This is a genomic window from Thalassotalea mangrovi, assembly GCF_005116735.1.
GTDB lineage: Bacteria > Pseudomonadota > Gammaproteobacteria > Enterobacterales > Alteromonadaceae > Thalassotalea_A > Thalassotalea_A mangrovi.
The window spans coordinates 125171-145181 of sequence record NZ_SWDB01000022.1; the positions used below are offsets into that span (position 1 = coordinate 125171).

Annotated in this window: 20 protein-coding genes and 1 tRNA gene; 16 read left to right on the plus strand and 5 right to left on the minus strand. The window is 45.4% G+C overall.

Annotated features, from left to right (window positions below; translation table 11 throughout):
• Nucleotides 1-85: 85 nt before the first annotated feature.
• The gene (locus E8M12_RS10010; RefSeq protein WP_136736010.1) at nt 86-1267 is read right to left on the minus strand and encodes a phosphoglycerate kinase; all 1182 of its coding nucleotides are present in this window, start codon (nt 1265-1267) and stop codon (nt 86-88) included.
• A 64-nt stretch (nt 1268-1331) separates the two neighbouring features.
• Nucleotides 1332-2348 (minus strand): erythrose-4-phosphate dehydrogenase, encoded by a 1017-nt coding sequence (gene epd, locus E8M12_RS10015; protein ID WP_136736011.1) that lies wholly within the window; start codon nt 2346-2348, stop codon nt 1332-1334.
• 380 nt (nt 2349-2728) lie between these two features.
• Between epd and E8M12_RS10020 the strand changes: the two genes are divergently transcribed.
• Together E8M12_RS10020 and E8M12_RS16320 are read left to right on the plus strand one after the other, a co-directional pair.
• Nucleotides 2729-3649 carry a 2-hydroxyacid dehydrogenase gene (locus E8M12_RS10020; RefSeq protein ID WP_136736012.1) on the plus strand — a complete coding sequence of 307 codons (921 nt, stop codon included), beginning with the start codon at nt 2729-2731 and terminating at the stop codon, nt 3647-3649.
• Nucleotides 3650-3818: 169 nt separating this feature from the next.
• On the plus strand, nt 3819-3956 hold the full coding sequence (locus E8M12_RS16320; RefSeq protein ID WP_169303107.1) for a hypothetical protein: 138 nt from the start codon (nt 3819-3821) through the stop codon (nt 3954-3956).
• Nucleotides 3957-4176: 220 nt separating this feature from the next.
• Here E8M12_RS16320 and E8M12_RS10025 read toward each other — a convergent pair.
• Nucleotides 4177-4251 (minus strand) — tRNA-Arg (locus tag E8M12_RS10025).
• A 472-nt stretch (nt 4252-4723) separates the two neighbouring features.
• Here E8M12_RS10025 and E8M12_RS10030 point away from each other — a divergent pair.
• The 4 genes from E8M12_RS10030 (at nt 4724) to E8M12_RS10045 (ending at nt 8926) form a co-directional block, all read left to right on the plus strand.
• The gene (locus E8M12_RS10030; RefSeq protein WP_136736013.1) at nt 4724-5386 is read left to right on the plus strand and encodes a flagellar hook assembly protein FlgD; all 663 of its coding nucleotides are present in this window, start codon (nt 4724-4726) and stop codon (nt 5384-5386) included.
• Nucleotides 5387-5528: 142 nt separating this feature from the next.
• The gene (locus E8M12_RS10035; RefSeq protein ID WP_136736014.1) at nt 5529-6650 is read left to right on the plus strand and encodes a sensor histidine kinase; all 1122 of its coding nucleotides are present in this window, start codon (nt 5529-5531) and stop codon (nt 6648-6650) included.
• Between the two features lie 13 nt (nt 6651-6663).
• Nucleotides 6664-8007 carry a sigma-54-dependent transcriptional regulator gene (locus E8M12_RS10040; protein WP_136736015.1) on the plus strand — a complete coding sequence of 448 codons (1344 nt, stop codon included), beginning with the start codon at nt 6664-6666 and terminating at the stop codon, nt 8005-8007.
• Between the two features lie 151 nt (nt 8008-8158).
• Nucleotides 8159-8926, plus strand: coding sequence for an MlaA family lipoprotein (locus E8M12_RS10045; RefSeq protein WP_136736016.1), 768 nt, complete (start codon nt 8159-8161; stop codon nt 8924-8926).
• Between the two features lie 68 nt (nt 8927-8994).
• On the opposite strand, the gene E8M12_RS10050 is transcribed toward E8M12_RS10045, so the two are convergent.
• On the minus strand, nt 8995-9306 hold the full coding sequence (locus E8M12_RS10050) for a DUF6170 family protein (protein WP_136736017.1): 312 nt from the start codon (nt 9304-9306) through the stop codon (nt 8995-8997).
• Nucleotides 9307-9728: 422 nt separating this feature from the next.
• Between E8M12_RS10050 and ribH the strand changes: the two genes are divergently transcribed.
• From ribH to E8M12_RS10080, 6 genes are all read left to right on the plus strand, one after another.
• On the plus strand, nt 9729-10193 hold the full coding sequence (gene ribH, locus E8M12_RS10055; protein ID WP_136736018.1) for a 6,7-dimethyl-8-ribityllumazine synthase: 465 nt from the start codon (nt 9729-9731) through the stop codon (nt 10191-10193).
• A 12-nt stretch (nt 10194-10205) separates the two neighbouring features.
• Nucleotides 10206-10613: a transcription antitermination factor NusB gene (gene nusB, locus E8M12_RS10060; RefSeq protein WP_136736019.1), complete on the plus strand. Its 408-nt coding sequence runs from the start codon at nt 10206-10208 to the stop codon at nt 10611-10613.
• Nucleotides 10614-10628: 15 nt separating this feature from the next.
• Nucleotides 10629-11588, plus strand: coding sequence for a thiamine-phosphate kinase (thiL, locus tag E8M12_RS10065; RefSeq protein ID WP_136736020.1), 960 nt, complete (start codon nt 10629-10631; stop codon nt 11586-11588).
• Nucleotides 11589-11596: 8 nt separating this feature from the next.
• Complete coding sequence (locus E8M12_RS10070; protein WP_438363458.1) at nt 11597-12073, plus strand: phosphatidylglycerophosphatase A family protein; 477 nt, start codon at nt 11597-11599, stop codon at nt 12071-12073.
• A gap of 175 nt (nt 12074-12248) precedes the next feature.
• Entirely contained in the window at nt 12249-12767 is a 519-nt protein-coding gene (locus E8M12_RS10075) for a hypothetical protein (protein WP_136736022.1), read from the plus strand.
• 131 nt (nt 12768-12898) lie between these two features.
• The gene (locus E8M12_RS10080) at nt 12899-13576 is read left to right on the plus strand and encodes a hypothetical protein (RefSeq protein ID WP_136736023.1); all 678 of its coding nucleotides are present in this window, start codon (nt 12899-12901) and stop codon (nt 13574-13576) included.
• Between the two features lie 658 nt (nt 13577-14234).
• Here E8M12_RS10080 and E8M12_RS10085 read toward each other — a convergent pair.
• The gene (locus E8M12_RS10085) at nt 14235-15716 is read right to left on the minus strand and encodes a peptide MFS transporter (RefSeq protein ID WP_136736024.1); all 1482 of its coding nucleotides are present in this window, start codon (nt 15714-15716) and stop codon (nt 14235-14237) included.
• Between the two features lie 418 nt (nt 15717-16134).
• Between E8M12_RS10085 and wecA the strand changes: the two genes are divergently transcribed.
• The 4 genes from wecA to E8M12_RS10105 all read left to right on the plus strand — a co-directional run bounded on the left by wecA (nt 16135) and on the right by E8M12_RS10105 (nt 20009).
• Nucleotides 16135-17226 (plus strand): UDP-N-acetylglucosamine--undecaprenyl-phosphate N-acetylglucosaminephosphotransferase, encoded by a 1092-nt coding sequence (gene wecA / locus E8M12_RS10090; protein ID WP_136736025.1) that lies wholly within the window; start codon nt 16135-16137, stop codon nt 17224-17226.
• Nucleotides 17227-17522: 296 nt separating this feature from the next.
• Complete coding sequence (locus E8M12_RS10095) at nt 17523-18590, plus strand: polysaccharide biosynthesis/export family protein (protein WP_169303109.1); 1068 nt, start codon at nt 17523-17525, stop codon at nt 18588-18590.
• Entirely contained in the window at nt 18577-19362 is a 786-nt protein-coding gene (locus E8M12_RS10100; RefSeq protein WP_136736027.1) for an ABC transporter permease, read from the plus strand. Before E8M12_RS10095 ends, E8M12_RS10100 begins: the two co-directional genes overlap by 14 nt.
• On the plus strand, nt 19359-20009 hold the full coding sequence (locus tag E8M12_RS10105) for an ABC transporter ATP-binding protein (RefSeq protein WP_136736028.1): 651 nt from the start codon (nt 19359-19361) through the stop codon (nt 20007-20009). The genes E8M12_RS10100 and E8M12_RS10105 overlap by 4 nt, the downstream gene beginning before the upstream one ends.
• Nucleotides 20010-20011 lie beyond the last annotated feature (2 nt).

Sequence of the window (20011 nt, forward strand, 5' to 3'; positions counted from 1 at the left end):
AAATTCTCCTGCAATAATAATGGGACAACACCGTTGTCCCGGTTGTTCTTTTGTTTTCGCGAGTTACTGTTTTAGCGCTTTATTATTATTTTTGTGAAGCGCGTTGTTCTAATATGGCGACGGCGGGTAACTTCTTCCCTTCCAGAAATTCAAGAAAGGCGCCACCACCGGTCGAAATGTAAGAAATTTTATCGGCAATGCCATACTTATCGACGGCAGCCAGGGTATCGCCGCCACCGGCAATAGAAAATGCGTTGGAATTGGCAATCGCATTGGCAACGATTTCTGTGCCATTGCCAAACTGATCAAATTCAAACACGCCGACCGGGCCATTCCAGACAATGGTGCCAGCGTTTTCTAGAATCTTAGCTAAAGTATTGGCCGAATCCGGACCAATATCAAAAATCATGTCCTGGTCGCTGACGTCCCCGACCGGCTTAGTGGTCGCTGTCGCATTCTCTGAAAATTCATTACCGACAACCACATCGGTAGGGATTGGAATATCACCGCCAGACTGTTGGGCACTAGTGCGCAGGCGTTGCGCTTCGTCGATTAAGTCCGCCTCATAAAGAGACTTACCAACGGTATGGCCTTGGGCAGCGATAAATGTATTAGCGATACCGCCGCCAACAATGAGTTGATCTACGACACCGGAAAGGGATTCAAGTACCGTCAATTTAGTCGATACTTTCGAACCACCGACGATAGCGACCATCGGTCGCGCCGGGTTATCCATCGCCTGAGCCAGTGCGGACAATTCATTCGCTAATAGTGGTCCTGCACACGCAACCGGAGCATACTCTGCTACACCATAGGTACTTGCCTGGGCGCGATGGGCGGTACCAAACGCATCCATGACGAATACATCACACAAAGCTGCCAGTTGTTTTGCCAGTTGTGGATCGTTTTTCTTTTCACCGACATTGAAACGTACGTTTTCAAACAACAGTACTTCGTCTTGCTTACTCTCTACACCATCGAGGTAATCGCGAACCAGACGAACCGGTGTGTTTAATGCGGCCTGCAGATAATCAGCCACTGGTTGCAATGAAAACTTATCGTCAAACTCACCTTCGACAGGTCGACCCAGGTGCGACATTACCATAACCTGAGCGCCTTGTTGCAATGCCAGTTTGATGGTTGGTAATGCAGCCTTCAGGCGGGCATCAGACGTGATTTTTCCATCTTTTACTGGCACGTTTAAATCTTCACGGATAAGCACCCGTTGGTTCGCTAGGTCAAGTTCAGTCATTTTGATGACAGACATGAGTTTTCTCCATTAAGCTACAAAATTCTTATTGATGCCGCGGCCCCTGATATCTCATATAGGGTTAATCGGCGAGGTTAAATATTGCTGAACTGGTATCCAGCATACGGTTGGCAAAACCCCATTCGTTGTCACACCAGGCCAGTATTTTCACCAGGCGATTGTGACTAACCCGGGTTTGATTGCCGTCAATGATGCACGAATGGGAGTCGTGATTAAAATCTGTGGACACCAGAGGCTCAGTAGTAAAGCCAAGAATGCCTTGCAGATCTCCTTGTTGGGCCTGACTTAATGCCCGGTTGACCGCTTCTATATCAACATCGGTGTTGAGCGTGACGCTCAAATCCATGGCGGTAACATTGACGGTTGGCACGCGCACGGCAATGGCTTCGAAGCGTCCTGCAAATTTTGGCAAAATGCGCTCAATGCCAGCCGCCAGTTTGGTATTGACCGGAATAATCGATTGACTGGCTGCACGCGCCAGTCGCAGGTCATCATGATAGGCATCGATTACCTGTTGGTCATGCATGGAAGAGTGGATCGTGGTGATAGTACCTTTTTGCACGCCAAAGACGTCATCAAGCACCTGAATAACCGGCACGATACAGTTGGTGGTACAAGAACCATTGGAGATAATCTGGTCTTCGGCGGTTAAGGTTTCATGGTTAATGCCATAGATTATGGTTTTATCGACATCATTGTAGGCGGGCTGTGAATAGAGGACTTTCTTTGCCCCTTGTTCAATATGTTTCAGAGCTTCATGTTTACCCTGATAGATACCGGTACAGTCGAGCACAATATCGACACCCATTTCGCCCCAGGGCAGGCCACTTACGTCCGGTTGATGGAACAGGGCTATCGCATCGTTATCAACATTTAAATAGCCGTGAGACAAGGATACGTCAAAACCAAAACGGCCATGATTGGTGTCGTATTTTAACAGGTGCGCAATGCCTTCTGGCTTTGCCAGTTCATTGATGGCAACAATGCTGAATTCGTCGGTACGGCCACTCTCATATAAAGCCCGCAGAATTGAACGGCCGATCCGGCCAAAGCCATTTATTGCAATTTTTATTGTCATAATTCAAAGGTTTTCGAGATAACCTTGTGTTTTGAAGAAGAAAGATACTCGGCGTAAAGTCGAGTTCAACTTATTGATGAACTATAGACGAGCCAGGTAATAATGCCTATTATCGCTCAGGGCTGTCGCCAGCCCGGTAAAAATCGGGGGTATTTTCCCTTACCTTGGTTAAAGGTGCAATGAAATTGTGTAGATTTTTTTCATTTACTGCTGGTTTGTCCTGTTCGTTTTTTTCACAATTGCTTTGTTGAACAAGGCGGAACAGGTTAGGGAAGTGTTGTAAAACAGTCGGTTACATTTATTTCTGTATATCTGTAGCGGGTTTTGAAAGTTTTCGTTGTGGTTTTGCAGCGGGTGTTGGTAACGATTCGGGGAGTGATATGTCAATAGCATTAGTTATTCAGGGGCGTGATGTCAGTACTTTGCAACAAGGCATAGAAAAGCAACTGCCTGAGGTAAATGTTCAGGTGTGGCCTGAGCTGGACGACGTGTCAAAAATTGAATTCGTTATCGCCTGGAAATGCCCGGATAACCTGTTGTCACAGTTCCCTAATTTAAAAGCTGTGTGTTCGCTCGGCGCTGGGGTTGACGGGCTTCTTGCCTTGCCCGATCTGCCTGTGGTGCCAATTTGTCGCATCGTTGAGCAAGATTTGGCAAAACAAATGTCCGACTATGTATTAGCGCAACTATTAAGTTTTCAGTACCGGTTACATCAATACACACAACAGCAACAGGATGCCCTTTGGGCGGAACAATCTGACCGGATGGTAAAATCTGTTACCGTCCTTGGAATTGGTCTGCTCGGGCATCAGGTTGCCAGCTGTTTGCTACAGCATGGCTATCGGGTGACTGGCTGGAGTCGCACCAAGAAGACGGGCAGGGATTATCCTTGTTTGCACGGGTCAGAGACATTAGTACAAGCCGTTGCTGATGCGGACTGTGTGGTCAGTATCTTGCCGGCAACTACAGAGACGGATAATTTGTTTGGGCGGTCATTTTTCCAACAAATGAAACCGTCAGCCTTGTTTATCAATGTCGGACGTGGCAACACGGTTGTTGAGGACGACTTATTGTATGCATTGCAGCACAACGTAATCACGGGTGCCTGCCTGGATGTGTTTAAAACCGAACCGTTGCCCGAAAACCATCCGTTCTGGCAATTAAAAAACCTGGTAATTACTCCTCATATTGCCGCCGTAACCCGGCAACAGAACATTATTGATCAAATTGTCGAACATTTTAGAAATCTTCAACATGGGCAACCACTTAGTAATCAGGTTAATATTCAGCAAGGATATTAATGAAAGGGTTTTCGCTAATGTTCAGACAGCAAATTGGAAGGTCGTAGACTAAAACTCATCGTTTGCAAATATTTTTTGCAATATATCTCAGATTGTTCTTGTATCCCCTGGGTAAACAGGATAAATTGACCCTGCTAATAAATATTTTTCGACTTTCAAAGGCAAGGTTATGCATAAATCGTCTTTAAGGGAAGTTAAACTAAGCACTGTGTTTATTGCGGTGCTGGTGTTGGGAGTATCGGCGATGTTTACCACATCAAACGCCTCTCAGAATACGGAAGTTAACCAACAAATCGAACAACAATAAGAAATTCATGTTAATTTCTCGAGCCCCGCAATAGCGGGGCTTTTTTTTATGGCGGAAATCAGGGGGTATTTCTGATTTCGTGGCTATAAGCGGTAAGTCGTTTTGTTATTTAGAGCTTTGATAGGGCGTGGGCTTGAAGCTGTAAGCGGCAAGTTATTTTATCATACTCGGTTACAGAGCATTTGTTCCGTTCGAAGGAAAGTGAGACGGTTGCCAATCTTGGCGTCCCCTACAGGAATCGAACCTGTATCTAAGACTTAGGAGGTCCTTGTTTTATCCATTAAACTAAGGGGACTCAATGTCGAATATATCAAAAAAAATCAATAAGTAATACTCTTCAATAAGTGAGAAGGCTGAAATTGACAAGGCCTTAATAGCTTGACGCTGTTTATTAAAATACCAACTATCAGTCACACTTTCCTATGAATAACGGGGGTCTCAAACAAGCGGCAATTCGTTGCCACCTTGATTGCCGCCGTTCACTTTTATCACTTTTTCATGGCATGAAAAGGGCCTTTTATTTGTCAATCGGTGCTCTGATACTGTCCTGGCTGGTTGAAAGTTGAGCGTATCGGGCGGGTATTGAGCATTTGAGTTGGTTGTTAAAGAGGTTTTCGTGTTTTTGGCACAAAAATTGTATGATTTTTTAGTGGTGAATTCGATAATGAAGTTACCAAAATTTACGTTGCTTAATGTTGTTCCTGGAAAATAACCCATTAACCGACATTGATTTTAAGAGAGCAAGAATTTAAAGGCAGGAAGCCCCTATGGCCAGAATTGAACCATCACTTATCTCGACAATAACCAGAGTTGAACGAATTTCAGATTTGTTGGCGAGAATACTACCGACACCAAAAGTTGTGGTCGAAAGTGATCCCCTCGACGTTAAGTCGGACGTTGCACAAATGCTCGCTGATACCGGGGGGCGTGTTTCGGGTATGCAAACGTCAGAACTAAAGGGCGATGGTCATGCTATGTCCGGTTTTTCATCGTCGAATGCGGCATTGCAAGCCAGCGCGTTAGTAGGGCGCTATCTGCTAATAGAAGATGCTCAGGTTGAAATAGAACAGGCTGAAGAAGTACAGGGGCACATAGATCTACCAAGACCGGGTAAGCAAACCCTGGTATATGTACAAGACAGCAAAGCCGATGTGGTAAAAATGATCCCCTTGGGGAATTTGCCGCAGGGGCCAGCGTTTTTCCGTTGGCAAGGCGATGACAGGCATGGTAATGCCGTGCAACCTGGGATGTATCGATTTCTTGCCTCCGCCGTATCTGGCTTTGAGATGAAATCTTTACCGGTCAGCACCTTTCAGAAGATAGTCCGAATTAATGTACACCCCAAGAACCAGTCACTACAACTGGTGCTGGAAAACGGCACTCATGTTGCTTACTCTCCCAATTTATTGATCCGCGATGAGTTGATTTAACAGATAAGGCTTTTTCTCACCCTACAATTACCCTATGATGGTAGTTTCTTTGGATAGCGCTAAGCGAGTTAGATGGTATGTGCCTGATTTGGTACGGGAATGCTCAACTCGTTAAATAATAACAATAATGTAGAGGTAAGATATGCCCGGGGCGAAGCAAGGACTGTCAACTGCCACTAATCCCGAAATTCCGACCCACCTTCAATCGGATGGCAACGAAGATCCTCAATCGCTGGATTTGAGTGCGTTATTACTGGAGTCAAATCAGTTAAATCAGTTGTTCGACGTGATGCCCGCAGGGGTAGTCATCATTGATGGCGACGGTAAAGTCGTTAAAGCTAACACCGCAGCGAAGTCGATGCTTGGTTGTCAACTGCTTGAACGCAATTGGATTTCGGTGATTTCTGAGGTGTTTAATCCGCGTGCGGATGACGGCCATGAGGTGTCTCTGCGAAATGGTCGCCGGGTAAAGCTGGATATTTCTTCATTTGACTCCCAGGCCGGGCAGTTAATTCAAATTACCGACTTGACCGAAACCCGCATTCTTCAGGAAAAGATAAGCCAGATGCAGCGCTTGTCTTCACTGGGGCGAATGGTTTCGACGTTAGCTCATCAAATCCGCACTCCGTTATCGTCAGCCATGCTTTATTGCGCCAACCTCAATGCCAAAAACATGACGCCTGCCAAACAGCAATTATTTCAGGAAAAGCTGCAAGCCAGGCTGCAGGAATTAGAACAACAGGTTAACGATATGCTGCTGTATGCCAAAAGTGGCGGTAAACAGGTTGTCGAAGTAGTTGAGGTAAAAACGGTTATCGATGATGCCGTAGCGGGGATTGAAGCGCAGCTGAATGAAGCGGCAGCAACGTGTGAAATTGAATACCAGCCACATCGTGGCGAACCATTAAAGCTACTGGCCAATAAGGCGGCATTGGAAGGCGCGATTCAGAATCTGATGCAGAACGCCCTCGAGGTGATCAACGATAATGCCCATATCAATATTCGCGTAGAAGCGGAAGGCGACTGGATCCTGATCTGGGTCAAAGATAATGGTGATGGTATTGCCATTGAAGATAAGGACAAAATATTCGAACCGTTTTATACCTCAAAAATGCAGGGCACTGGCCTTGGGCTGGCGGTAGTCAAATCCGTAGCCAAAGCTCATCATGGAGATGTCAGCTTGAATGCAGAAAGTAACGGCGGCGCAGAGTTTTGCCTGAAACTTCCGCAATTTAAAACCGAACATAAAGAAATAGAAAAATAACAAAGGGATAACCATGAAACAGAATCTGGTATTGGTGGTTGAGGATGATCCGGGCCTTCGAGAGGCGATTGTCGACACCCTGATGTTATCAGATTACCACTGCGTCGAGGCTGACAGCGGCGAATCGGCAATGCTGATGCTTAAGCAGCACGAAGTCGATATCGTGGTGACCGATGTACAAATGGGTGGCATGAGTGGTTTAGATTTGCTGCGCAGTATTAAGCTCAACTATCCGGATTTGCCAGTGTTAATTATGACGGCTTATGCCACCATTGATGATGCCGTTCAGGCGATGAAAGACGGGGCCAGCAACTACATGGCCAAGCCATTCGCGCCGGAAGTTCTGGTAAATATGATCAGTCAGTATATGCCGGTAACGCAAAACGTCACTGACCAACCTGTAGTTGAGGACGATAAAAGTGTGCATTTACTTTCGCTGGCACGTAAGGTCGCTGGTTCCGATGCCTCGGTAATGGTGCTTGGACCAAGCGGTTCAGGTAAAGAAGTATTGTCCCAGTATATTCATAATCAATCTTCCCGTGCCGACCAGCCCTTTGTCGCCATTAATTGTGCGGCTATTCCGGAAAATATGCTGGAAGCTACATTGTTTGGTTATGAAAAAGGTGCCTTTACCGGTGCCATTAATGCCTGCCCCGGTAAGTTTGAGCAAGCCCAGAATGGTACCATTTTGCTGGACGAGATCACCGAAATGGATCTTGCATTACAGGCAAAAATATTACGGGTAATTCAGGAACGGCAAGTGGAACGATTAGGAGGTCGAAAAACTATCAGCCTCGATGTGCGAGTGATAGCAACCTCAAACCGGGACTTAAAACAGGCGGTAGCTGAGGGCATTTTTCGTGAGGATTTGTATTATCGCCTCAATGTGTTTCCGCTTACCTGGCCACCGCTATGTGAACGACGTGGTGATATTCTCCCGCTGGCAAGACATTTGCTAACTAAATACCAGCCAAATCAACCAGTGAGTTTGAGCGATGACGCTCAGCGAAAGTTGGTTAGCTATGACTGGCCGGGTAATGTTCGTGAGCTTGATAACATCATTCAGCGGGCATTGATTCTCAATCAGGATCAAACCATTCATGCGGCAGACCTGATGATCGAAGATTTATGCGTCAGTTCTGAGGCGGAAATACAACCTCTGGGTCAAGCTGTCAACGCTTATTCGGATGATCTTGAGTCTGGGTTGAAACATCAGGAATTTCAGATAATCCTCGAAGCCCTGCGTGCCTGTAATGGTTCTCGTAAGGAGGTTGCAGATCGCCTTGGCGTGAGCGCTCGTACTTTACGATATAAACTGGCAAAAATGCGCGAACATGGTATCGAAATAGAGAGTTAGTCACTACCAACGTTGGCAGATCACGCGCGATCAGGGCCGTAAATGGGCCTCTGATAAATTCTCACTGAGTGGGAAAACACTTAGTGGAATTGGTATAACAGGGTATAATCCGCCTCTCATTGAATTTTTGTTTGTATTTCAGGCGACTAGAATGAAACTTTCTCCATCATTAATAACAAGACTCGTATTCGCATGTGTCGCGATTGTCCTAACTGGTTGTTCAACAACCAATTCTGCAAATAATGAGCATTCCGATCCGCTTGAGCCGGTCAACCGCGCAATCTGGACGTTTAACTGGGATTACGCCGATAAATATGTGTTAAAGCCCGCTTCCAAGACCTATGTGACTTATGTTCCGCAACCGCTGCGCAAAGGTATTTATAATGTTGTGCTTAACATTAATGAGCCTTTTAGCGCGGTAAATAGTCTGTTGCAGTTAAAAGTAAATCGGGCCGCCCAGACAACCGGTCGGTTTGTGCTTAACTCAACCGTTGGCTTACTGGGCTTTTTCGACGTTGCTTCGTATGCGGGCTTGACTCGGGAAGAAGAGGAGTTTGGCGAAGTACTCGGCTATTATGGTGTCGAAGACGGACCCTACTTAATGTTGCCACTGTTTGGTCCTAGTTCGGTCAGGGATGGCACCGGTGATCTGGTTGACAGTATCTACTGGCCTTTGGCAGTGATAGACTTCTGGCCCAATGTTGCCCGTTACATGGTGATTGGCCTTGAGACCCGGGCACAGCTGGAAGACCAGGAAGCCCTGTTAAATGACTCGGTCGATCCTTATGAGTTTGTAAAGCAGGTATATTTCCAGAATATCGAATATCGCCTGTATGATGGTAATCCACCGTTAGTCATCGATGAAGAAGAAGAGGCGGAACTGGATGAAGATCTCGATGATTTGCTTGAGGATCTGTAACTATTAACGTTCAGATTATCCTTCCGCGCGGTTGCCTGTGACTTAGGTCCAGGCAACTTCAATAGTGCCTAATTTTCTTGCTGGCGCTTAAAATCACGGATTGCTTTGTCTATGTACTGACTCGCAAAATACAGTGAAAACGGGCGCAGTAAGATAAAATACCCACCCAAAACGAAAACCAATGGCAGGATGAACATCCAGGAATCCACCTTGGCCAGCATCATGAATGGCGGGATTAAAATTGCCAGTTTTATCAGGTTTAACACGAATTTCTGTGTAGGCTTTATTTTATTACCGGCAATCTCGATAATCTGCTGTCGCTCGCGCATGTTAAATGTCTGTAGCGCCTCGATCTGATTGCTTGAGAAATAGAATTTCATAGGGATTGAGCTAGACTTTGCAAAGTTTCAAAGTTGAAAAGATGGCTATTCTAGCAAATAAATTAGAGCGTGTTTATCTTTGGAGGTTAATTTTGCAGCGAATTGTTTGGGATGTGGGCAAGGATTTTTCTATTTAGCGTACTTATCGTACGGTAATTAGAAAAAACGCGGGCCAGGTTCAAAACAAACGCTGTTCGAAGAATTCAATGGCAAGGTTTCACGCAATAAGCCTGCTGTTAGTATCAACAGATTATCGATTAATTGTCTCTTATTGAACAAAGTTGGGCCTGCAAAGGTCAACACACTTTAGTTGTTTACTAAATCTACTCTGAATTCGCGGTTTTAATTTCATAAATCGATACCTTATTGCAACAGCTTTTGTTAAAATTGCCGACAATTTTTTTAAAGACAGGTTGATAAAAATGAACGTTATTGAAGGATCTTTCGCAGCGCAGGGGAAAAAGTTCGCTATCGTTGTATCGCGTTTTAACAGTTTTATTGTTGAAAGCTTACTGGAAGGTGCGATTGATGCGTTAAAACGTCAGGGCCAGGTAAATGACGAAGACATTACTGTGGTTCGCGTTCCCGGTGCATACGAGTTGCCGGTTGCTGCTAAACGTTTAGCCAAAAAAGGCCAGTTCGATGCGATTATCGCTATCGGCGCAGTGATTCGTGGTGGCACACCACACTTTGATTTTGTCGCCGGTGAATGTAACAAAGGCCTGGCACAGGTTGCAATGGAATTTGATACGCCTGTTGCGTTTGGTGTTATCACCACAGATACCATTGAGCAAGCCATTGAGCGCGCTGGTACGAAGGCGGGCAACAAAGGTGCTGAAGCCGCGCTAAGTGCGATTGAAATGGTTAATGTTCTTGAACAATTATAGGCGGTACCTTTAGTGAAACCATCTCCACGACGTAAAGCCAGAGAAATTGCCGTACAAGCGGTATATTCCTGGCAACTGACCAATAACGATATTAGCGAAATCGAAGCAAATTTCCTTGCTGATAATGCTAAACGTCGCCTCGATACCGATTACTTTTCGGCGTTGCTTCGTGGCGTAGCCGCCAATGTCTCGCAACTGGATGAAGCGATTCGTCCGCATGTCGATCGTCCATTGGAAGAAATTGACCACGTCGAAAAAGCGATTTTACGGGTCGGTGTGTTTGAATTAAGTCAAAATGACGTCCCATATAAAGTCGTTATCAATGAAGCCATTGAGCTGGCAAAAGCGTTTGCCGCCGATGACAGCCACAAATTTGTCAATGGTGTGCTGGATAAAGTGGTTAAAACCATCAGAGCATAAGGCTTCTTTTAACCAATGAAAGAATTTGAAGTAATCAGGGAGTTCTTTACCGCTCAACCTGTGAGTCGTAAAGACGTGGCCATGGGAATAGGCGATGATTGTGCGCTGATTCAGGCCAATAATGATAAATATATTGCGATTACTACCGATACCCTGGTCGCAGGTGTTCATTTTCCTAACGATGCCTCGGCCAGATCCATTGGTCATAAGGCCGTTGCGGTAAACCTGAGTGATTTGGCAGCAATGGGAGCGGAGCCTTGCTGGATCAGTGTTGCGGTAACCCTGCCAGAAGTAGATACGGAATGGCTAAGGGAGTTTACTGCAGGAATATTTGAGCTGACCGAATATTTCAATGTCCAGCTTATCGGTGGTGATACCACCAGTGGCCCATTGAGTATAACCATTACCGCCCAAGGTACCGTACCCCAGGGTAAGGCATTATGTCGCAATGGCGCTGCCAATGGTGACTGGGTTTACATCACTGGTGATGTCGGTAAGGCAGGCCTGGCATTACAGGCAATTCGTAACCAGGTGGAACTGTCGCCGCGCGAGAAAAACGCCGTAATGGAAGCTTTGAATTATCCGAAACCTCAGGTATTGGCCGGCCAGATTATTCGTGAATACGCATCTGCGGCAATCGATATATCTGATGGCTTGCTTGCGGACGTGACGCATCTATGTCGTGCCTCTAAGTTGGGGGTAAACATTGATGTTAATGATATTCCGATTGCCGAAGTGTTGATTGACAAACTTGGTGAAGAGGGTGCTGCTCGTTTAGCGTTAACCGCTGGCGATGATTATCAGTTGATTTTTACCGTTTCTGATACCAACAAAGTGGCACTAGAGACAGAGCTAAGTCACGCCAACATTAAGATATCCTGTATCGGCCAGATGAATAAATCTGAGCAGATTAATATCACGCGTGGCGACACTTCATTGTCTTTTTCTGAATCCGGATTTGAGCATTTCAGTTGAATATGACTATGGAACAAAAACCAGCCCATCAGCTGTTTAATATGCTAAATCCTGTTCATTTCCTGGCCGTGGGATTTGGTTCCGGCCTGGCACCGAAAGCACCGGGTACATTTGGAACCGCCGTTGCGGTTCCCTTGTTCGTATTGTGCTGGACATTTCTCCCACATAGCTACCTGGTCGCGCTAACCGTGGTTATGGCTGTGGCAGGCGTCTATATCTGTGGCAAAGCCGCGGAAGATGCTGGGGTTCACGATCATGGTGCTATCGTCTGGGATGAAATCGTCGGCTTTTTTATATGTATGCTCGGCATCACGGTCAATTGGATGACGTTATTGGTGGGTTTTCTGCTGTTTCGTTTTTTCGATATTGTAAAGCCCTGGCCAATAAAGCTTGCCGACCAACGTGTCAGCGGTGGCTTTGGTATCATGCTCGATGATGTGCTTGCCGGTTTTATGGCACTGGCGGCAATGCATATAATCTTTTAATCGCGATTTTTATTACTTGTCAGCAAAAAAGGACCGAATTCGGTCCTTTTTTTATGGCTCTGTTGCGGTAATTCATCGCTTTGACTTTTTGTGCTATCTCGGTAAATTAGCTATGGATGCCGCTGAGGTAAACTTTCGCACATAGCGAACAACGGACGGATGAAAATACTAAAAAATGAAAAAGTTAATTTTATTGCTTGCGCTGGTAATGCCCTTATCTGGATGTGTAGGGCTGGCCGTTGGTACGTTTGGAACATTTGAAACTAAAGTAAGTAAGCCAGATATTAGTGAAGAGCGAAATCAATTCGATTATAAAATTGAAGCTCCTACCTTTACTAAAGAAGCGCTTGTGAATTCTTGGGGGGAAGCTGACGAAATAATCCAAGATGGAGTATGTGAAGTTCTGATTTATCATGATGGCTATTCATGGTCAGGTGTTGGGGCTTTTGTCGTAGTAGTTCCGATTCCGTTATTAGTACCTAGTGGTTATGATGAAAACCGGTTTTACTTTAAAGATGGCTACTCAGTTGGATTAATCAAAGAATACGGCGAAGTCACTTCTGCTTTAGGTTACATGTGCGGAAGCAACGAGTGTAAATTTTTATCAGGTACAGTCAACACAGAGAAGACCAAAAAAGTAGAAATGGCAGAGTGTCATGATTCAACTGGCATTGACGTATCGTCAACTAATTGAAAGGCTCAATTGACGCTAACAGATTGAAAAGGTTAATGTCTCTAACGAGCGAACTGCAGTCGTTGAGTTCATGGCAGGGAAAACATGCCGACATGCCTACATATCGAAAGGTTAAGAAAGTTAGGAAACCCATGATTCCAGATTATTCAAAATACTCAATTGATGAGTTAAAGGAGGTTTGTTTTAATATCAATAACCACAAATATCCTGAAAGATATGAGGCAGCAAAACTTCAATTGGAATCGAAGCTTTTTATCGAAAATCAAAGGCTTGTCAACCAAGAAAAGTCATATAATAAACAAGCCTCTGAAACCCTAAACGTATCTAGTACAGCTCACCTTCAAGAATTCTTTCCTACTGCAATTACGTTAATTCTTGGTCTTTCTATTTGGGCACACTTTTCTCTCCAGCAAGGCTTAGGATGGACCGGGTTTCATAGTATTTTCATTCTAATTTGGTTTGCAGTAGCTTTTATCCCCCAACTAATACTCCACGCCAGGTACTCAATAATTAATCATGCTTTTCGCGTAAAGCAGGTTGGGACATCTATTTCGATTTCATCGAAAACTTTAACTCGTAGCTTCAATTGGGACGATATAGAGAAGATTGATATTTATGCCCCTAGCAGCATATTTTTTGGATTTATTCGATTTATACCTTCTGAAAATTACTTATATGGAAAAATCCGCATTAAAGGTGAGAAACAAGAAGTGATTATTACCTCTCTATTGGATCAAGAGTTACTTTGGTTACGTTGGCTGAAACCCAGCGTAACGGAACGCCACTGGAGAATGATTTGTCTCCTCTAAAGAGTCGGATGATAAAAACACATTAAACGATAGTAATGCGCGCTGTTATAGAAAAATTTAGTTTAGAATATAAGTACATCTGCAGTAGAGTCGTGCAACCTTTAGATAACCTTATATTAGAAGTTGCTGACGGACCGAGTTTGGCACAATTCGGTCTTTCAAGGTTGGCCAAGATTCCCTGTAGTATCAGGGAATGACACAAGGGCTTTTGCTTTTTGCTCGGAACAGCGTGTGCTCGGAGTGGCATTTTCTGCCACGTACTCGGAGTATCGCTTGCGATACGTGCTCAGGGAGTTTCAACTCCCGTCATTGACACTTAAGAGACACTCGGACTTAGTTTAAGATACCGTGTAGTATCACGGTATGACGATTTTGATTTGCTTTTAACTCGGAGCGACGTTTTGTGTCGCGTGCTAGGAACAATCTTTGATTGTGTGCTCGAAGGGACGTTTTACGTCACGTGCTCGGAGTATCGTGCGCGATACGTGCTCAGGGAGTTTCAACTCCCGTCATTGGCACGTTAGATACATTCGGCCTGAGTTAAGATTCCCTGTCGTGGCAGGGAATGACTCAATCACTTACAACTTACCGCTTACCGCTTTCTTCCCAGCATAAAAAAAGGCAGCCAATGCTGCCTTTTTTGACTCTGACGGACTAATTAGTGCGTTTCACGCATTCCATCTTTCTCACCGGAAATTTTCAGTTCTTCTTCCAGTTTTTCTGTCATATCTTGTGGGTGGCTGTCTTCTGCGCCATGCATCCAGTCAACCAGCTTATCACTAAGTAACCATAGTAATACACCGGCAATGAAGGCCATGATAGCTACGCCACCAAAGGTTGCCATTGGACCGGCTTCACCAACCAGCTTACCAATTTCGGCAGCGGCTTTGTTGCCCAGACCCGAGAACAGGAACCAGATACCCATAAGTAGGGAAGTGTATTTCAGAGGGGCGAGCTTAGAAACCATAGATAGACCAATCGGTGACAGGCAAAGTTCACCCATCGTATGGAATATGTAAGCCATTACTAACCAGATAACGTGTGCTTTGGCAGAATCAGAATCACCAATTTGTAATGCCGCGCCACACATGGAAATGAAACCAAGGCCAAGGAAGAACATACCTAAGGCGAATTTCTTTGGCGAATTAGGTTCGGCTTCACCCATTCTCAACCACAATGCGGCAAACATAGGTGCCATGATGATGATGAATAATGGGTTTACTGATTGTAACCAGCTCGCAGGCATTTCCCAGCCGAAGAACACCAAGTCGGTTTTGTACTTGGCAAACAGGTTCATTGAGCCTGCAGCTTGTTCAAAACCTGCCCAGAATACAATGGTGAAGAAACTCATAATCAAGATAACTTTTACGCGATCACGTTCTTCCAGCGTCAGAGGTTTGTTTGACGCAGCACCACCAACAGACTGCTTTTTAGCAGAAGGTTCGATACCCAATTCGCCCAGGTATTTGTTTGATAAGGCCAGTTGCAACAACACACCGATTAGCATACCGACACCAGCAGCCAGGAAGCCATATTGATAGTGAAGTTTTTCACCGATGGTACCAACTACCATATAGCCCAGAATTGAGCCCAGGTTGATACCCATATAGAAAATGGTAAAGGCCGCATCACGACGCTTGTCACCATCTTCATACAAATCACCAACCATTGTAGAAATATTTGGTTTGAAGAAGCCATTACCGACAATCATCAGGCCAAGACCTAACCACAGGAAGGTTGTTTCCATGCCTGCAACCATCGCGTGAGGCGTACCTAAGGCAAATTGACCGAGCATCATCAGGATACCACCAACGATGATCGACTTTCTCTGGCCCCAAACGTTGTCAGCCATCCAACCACCAAGCACTGGCGTGATATAAACTAACATTGCATAGGTACCCAAAATACCCAGAGCGTTAGAACTAATTGCTTTTTCCAGATCCGCATCGGCTGAAGCGGAATTTGGGTCGATACCAAAGTAGGCCATATCCCAGCCAAAATTACTGGCAAACGCAACCAGGTATAAGACAAAAATACCACGCATGCCGTAGTAGCTCATTCGTTCCCACATTTCTGTACCAAACAGCAGGAACAAGCCTTTCGGATGACCAAACATGGTATCCGTTTTTACGTTAGACATTGAAACTTCCTTAAAATTAGTAATACCGAACCACTTAGATGGGTTGGTAAGAATTATTTTTTTGCCACTCGTTTATACCTATCGGCCTTGCTAAATGCAAGATGTTCTGCTTTAAGGTAGCCTACTTGGATAATTATTCATCTATTCAGTTAACATAAATTTTGCATAGTGGAGAGAGATGCAGGGGGAATTTCAGGGATCGGAGAGAAAATCCGTCCAGAAAAAATTAGTAAATTTTTTCTCTAAAACACTGATTGTTGAATATACTGAAGCAAGTTATGCGAAAAATTTGTGCGGATAGAGTCGTAGATGGAGCTAGTTTGTAACTTAACTCCGTCAGGTTTTAGCCCGAAATTCAGGAACCCATTCATTACCAACCGGGAGGGAGTGAGGGTCCAAGACAAGTTGAGCAATAGCTATGCCAGAGTGGTTGACCTTGAGCTGTCAGGTTCTAACGTCATTTGTGTTTGCGTTTGCGGCGATCAAAGTATTGAATCCGCTTGCTCAGGATATTGGTCTGGTCGACAGGCCCAGCGCCCGAAAACTTCATCAGGGCAACATTCCGCTTATCGGTGGCCTTGCGGTGTTCACCGCGGTTCTATTCGCCTCAGTATTATGGCTGCCTAACACTCAGGAATTACGTCTATACCTCATTGCTTCGGCGATGACGGTTTTCATTGGTGCACTTGATGATAAATACGATTTAAGCGTGCGGGTACGTTTGATCGGTCAGGTGATTATTGCCAGTCTGATGATTCATGGCGTTGGCGCTTATATCAGTAATCTTGGTGACCTGTTTAATTTAGGTGATATTGATATTGGCTGGCTTGGTATACCTTTCACCTACTTTGTGATTATTGTCGCCGTCAATGCCTTTAATATGATAGATGGCATTGATGGATTAATTGGTTCATTGAGTATCAATACCTTCGCGTCGATCGGCTTGCTGTTTTTACTCAGTGGTCAGGACAACTACCTGAGCGTATCGCTGATTATGGCTACCGCCTTGTTACCGTTTTTATTGTTCAACCTGAAACTAGGTAAGCGGATAAAGTCGAAGATATTTATGGGCGACTCGGGAAGCATGTTTATCGGACTCAGTGTTGTATGGCTGCTTGCCTGTGGCACGCAGGGCGAGGGTAGGGCATTTAATCCGGTTACTGCACTGTGGTTAATTGCGCTGCCGCTTATGGATATGCTGTCTATTGTAATACGCCGATTTAAGCAGGGGTTGTCACCATTAAAACCGGATCGCGATCACATACACCATATTTTAATACGCCTTGGCAACAGTCCTGGGAAGGCATTGCTTATGATCACCGGTGCTGCGGTGGTTATGTCGGTGCTTGGCATTTTGGGAGAAAGCCTCGGTGTCCCACAAAGCGTTATGTTTGCCTTGTTTATTGCTATTTTTGCGGTGTATCACTGGGCACTAACCGACAATACCGTGCTCAGGCAGTTCCTGAAAGATCATACTCAGGATAAGTCACAATACCACAAAGAAATCTGATATTAGCAGTACCGGGATAACACTGGTTATGCCCGGTCCTGAATCATCTTTCCTGAAGACGGTTTTTTCGTCCACTTCAATCACATCTTTACTGCCCAAAGAATTAGCCTCATATGGCCTAACGACAATAAATACCGCGATGGCCGTTCGCGACTTATCGAAATTGTAATAAATGAACTAAAATAGTTAGTTATCTCAACAAAATAACGATTGCTGCTAATACGTCAATGCCTCAGATTCAGTTGCTTGTGCCAGCTTTATTCGTCCCCTCTTTGCTTAGCGGAGGCACTTTGCTTTTGTCTTACGTTTCCGCTTTGGTATTTTTCGTGTGGCGAAACTGCGGGTATGTGATCACAACGTCCTTGCTTGTGCTGGCACTGAGCAATAATGCGATGGCTCAGGCTACCGCCGAAAAAGCGGATAGCCTGGAACTCGACAATCACTTTCGATTGAACAGCCACAGCTCCGTCAGGGAACGCGTCAGTCAGATTGAATCTTCGCTGGTGATGCCATTTGGTTCATCACTATTTCAGCAATCTAAGCGTATCGAGTCCAATGCGGCGGTTAGGCCACAGTACCGCCTGCGCAGTGGTGATGTGATTAGTATCTGGATGTGGGGCGCTTTTGAATATCAACAGCAACATAAAATTGATTCACGAGGGCAAATATTCCTGGAGCAAGTAGGGCCGGTCGAAGTCGCTGGTGTCAGCGTCGCCAACCTGAGTGATTATTTGCAAAAAAAGTTGGCAAAAGTTTACCACAGCGGTGTTGAACTATACGCCAACCTTCAGGAAGCCGCGCCTGTTGCGATTCTGGTTAGTGGCGCCGTTAATGCACCTGGTCAATATCTTGGCGCAAGCGGTGATGGTGTGCTGTTTTTTCTGAATCGGGCGCAGGGTATCGATATACGACGGGGGAGCTTTCGCCGTATTGAATTGCAACGGGACGGCGAAACCATTGAAAAAATCGACCTGTATCCCTTCTTACAACGAGGCGAATTAGCGAACAGCGCGTTACAGGATTTTGACGTTATTTTTGTACGCCAATCGCAGCTCAGGGTAAATGTCATATTACCGAATCAACTTCCTGTCAGTTATGAACTGTTAGAACGTCCAGCGAAGGGACAGGAGCTGCTGTCATTGCTGTCCTTGCCGGGTTACATCAGCCAGGTCACTATTGTTAACGAGGGCGTTGCAACTAACGTGAAGCAAAATTATTCATTGGAGGAGTTTCGGCGACAGCCCCTCAAAGACGGGGACAGTATCATCTTTGCTGTCAGGGAAGACCAGGCCGCACGGGAAAATAATCGTAATCCTGCGCGCAGTTCGCACCGGAAAACGGAGGGGCATTATGGCTCAGGTTAAGGCGAGAGCTCCGGTTAAGGTCTGGCAGGATGTTGTGTTTGCGATTTTTATCCGCGAGATTCGCAGTAAATTCGATGATAAAGTCGGCATCAGCTGGGCTGTGATTCAACCGGTCTCCTTTATTTTTATCCTCTCTTTCATTCGCGGCAGAATGGATGGTGGCCTGACACATACGATGCCGACGTTTATCTTCATGATGTATGGCATGATAATGATCCAGTTATTTCTTTCCACATTGGCCTCAACAGCGACGGCGATTCATCGCAATAAGGCCTTATTTTCCTTTCGTCAGGTCCAGCCCCTGAGCGCCGTCATGGCCAATGCTTTGTTTGAGATTCTGGTCAAGGTCGCGGTTATTATCGTGCTTTGGGTCGCGGTGTACTTTATTGGTGTCGAAATGCGACTTGATGATCCTTTGATGGTGTTGCTGATGTTGCTCAATGTCTGGTTGCTGGCCGCCAGTCTCGGCTTGATCATGGCGTTGGCGAAAGAGTTTGTGGTAGAAATTGATAAGATTCGCAACCTGATTACCCGACCCATGTTTTTTATTTCCGGGGTGTTTTTCAGCCTTCAGGACATTTCCGAGCAATACTGGCCATTTCTTAACTGGAATCCTTTAGTGCACAGTATTGAGTTATCTCGTCAGGCGGCCTATAGCGGTTATCAGGCGCAAGGGGTGTCGCTGACCTATCTCAACCTGACGACAATGATGCTGCTAATCACCGCACTTATTTTCTATCAGTTGAGCTGGCGCCAGGTGGTAAGTCGATGATTGAATTGATTAACGTCTGCAAGTACTACCCGTCGAAACTCGGACGTCAGTATGTGTTTAACAATCTCAACTTTACCATTCCGGGAGGGCACAATATCGCCTTATTAGGAAAAAATGGTGCCGGTAAGTCGACCTTGTTCCGGTTACTGGCCGGCAGTGAGTATCCCAATCAGGGGCAGGTAACAACACCGTATAATATTTCCTGGCCGGTGGCGCTGGCAACCGGTGTCCATCCGAAAATGACCGGCCGGGAAAATACGCGTTTTATTGGCCGGGTAAATGGTGTAACGGATTTAGAGTATTACGAAGAACGGGTCAAACAGTTTGCCGAACTCAAACAAAAGTATGATCTCCCGGTTCGTACATATTCATCGGGTATGCGCTCACGCCTGGCATTTGCCTGTTGCATTGCCATTGATTTCGACATTTATCTGATTGATGAAGCAATTTCGGTGGGGGATCCTAAATTTCGTCGGAAAACCAAACATGCCTTGCTGAATAAGAGTAAAACCTCCAACGTTATTATGGTCAGTCATGAGTTGGACGATGTGCGCCTGTTTTGTGACAGTGCCATTCTTATTCAACATGGACAGCTAAGCTTTTTCAACGATCTCGAACAAGCGATTGATATTTATGAGGCGAACTGATT

Excerpts from the sequence above, each read along its gene's own strand:
- E8M12_RS10010 (WP_136736010.1), bottom strand. The coding sequence starts at position 1,267 with ATGTCTGTCATCAAAATGACTGAACTTGACCTAGCGAACCAACGGGTG.
- epd (WP_136736011.1), bottom strand. The coding sequence starts at position 2,348 with ATGACAATAAAAATTGCAATAAATGGCTTTGGCCGGATCGGCCGTTCA.
- E8M12_RS10020 (WP_136736012.1), top strand. The coding sequence starts at position 2,729 with ATGTCAATAGCATTAGTTATTCAGGGGCGTGATGTCAGTACTTTGCAA.
- E8M12_RS16320 (WP_169303107.1), top strand. The coding sequence starts at position 3,819 with ATGCATAAATCGTCTTTAAGGGAAGTTAAACTAAGCACTGTGTTTATT.
- E8M12_RS10030 (WP_136736013.1), top strand. The coding sequence starts at position 4,724 with ATGGCCAGAATTGAACCATCACTTATCTCGACAATAACCAGAGTTGAA.
- E8M12_RS10035 (WP_136736014.1), top strand. The coding sequence starts at position 5,529 with ATGCCCGGGGCGAAGCAAGGACTGTCAACTGCCACTAATCCCGAAATT.
- E8M12_RS10040 (WP_136736015.1), top strand. The coding sequence starts at position 6,664 with ATGAAACAGAATCTGGTATTGGTGGTTGAGGATGATCCGGGCCTTCGA.
- E8M12_RS10045 (WP_136736016.1), top strand. The coding sequence starts at position 8,159 with ATGAAACTTTCTCCATCATTAATAACAAGACTCGTATTCGCATGTGTC.
- E8M12_RS10050 (WP_136736017.1), bottom strand. The coding sequence starts at position 9,306 with ATGAAATTCTATTTCTCAAGCAATCAGATCGAGGCGCTACAGACATTT.
- ribH (WP_136736018.1), top strand. The coding sequence starts at position 9,729 with ATGAACGTTATTGAAGGATCTTTCGCAGCGCAGGGGAAAAAGTTCGCT.
- thiL (WP_136736020.1), top strand. The coding sequence starts at position 10,629 with ATGAAAGAATTTGAAGTAATCAGGGAGTTCTTTACCGCTCAACCTGTG.
- E8M12_RS10070 (WP_438363458.1), top strand. The coding sequence starts at position 11,597 with ATGGAACAAAAACCAGCCCATCAGCTGTTTAATATGCTAAATCCTGTT.
- E8M12_RS10075 (WP_136736022.1), top strand. The coding sequence starts at position 12,249 with ATGAAAAAGTTAATTTTATTGCTTGCGCTGGTAATGCCCTTATCTGGA.
- E8M12_RS10080 (WP_136736023.1), top strand. The coding sequence starts at position 12,899 with ATGATTCCAGATTATTCAAAATACTCAATTGATGAGTTAAAGGAGGTT.
- E8M12_RS10085 (WP_136736024.1), bottom strand. The coding sequence starts at position 15,716 with ATGTCTAACGTAAAAACGGATACCATGTTTGGTCATCCGAAAGGCTTG.
- wecA (WP_136736025.1), top strand. The coding sequence starts at position 16,135 with ATGCCAGAGTGGTTGACCTTGAGCTGTCAGGTTCTAACGTCATTTGTG.
- E8M12_RS10100 (WP_136736027.1), top strand. The coding sequence starts at position 18,577 with ATGGCTCAGGTTAAGGCGAGAGCTCCGGTTAAGGTCTGGCAGGATGTT.
- E8M12_RS10105 (WP_136736028.1), top strand. The coding sequence starts at position 19,359 with ATGATTGAATTGATTAACGTCTGCAAGTACTACCCGTCGAAACTCGGA.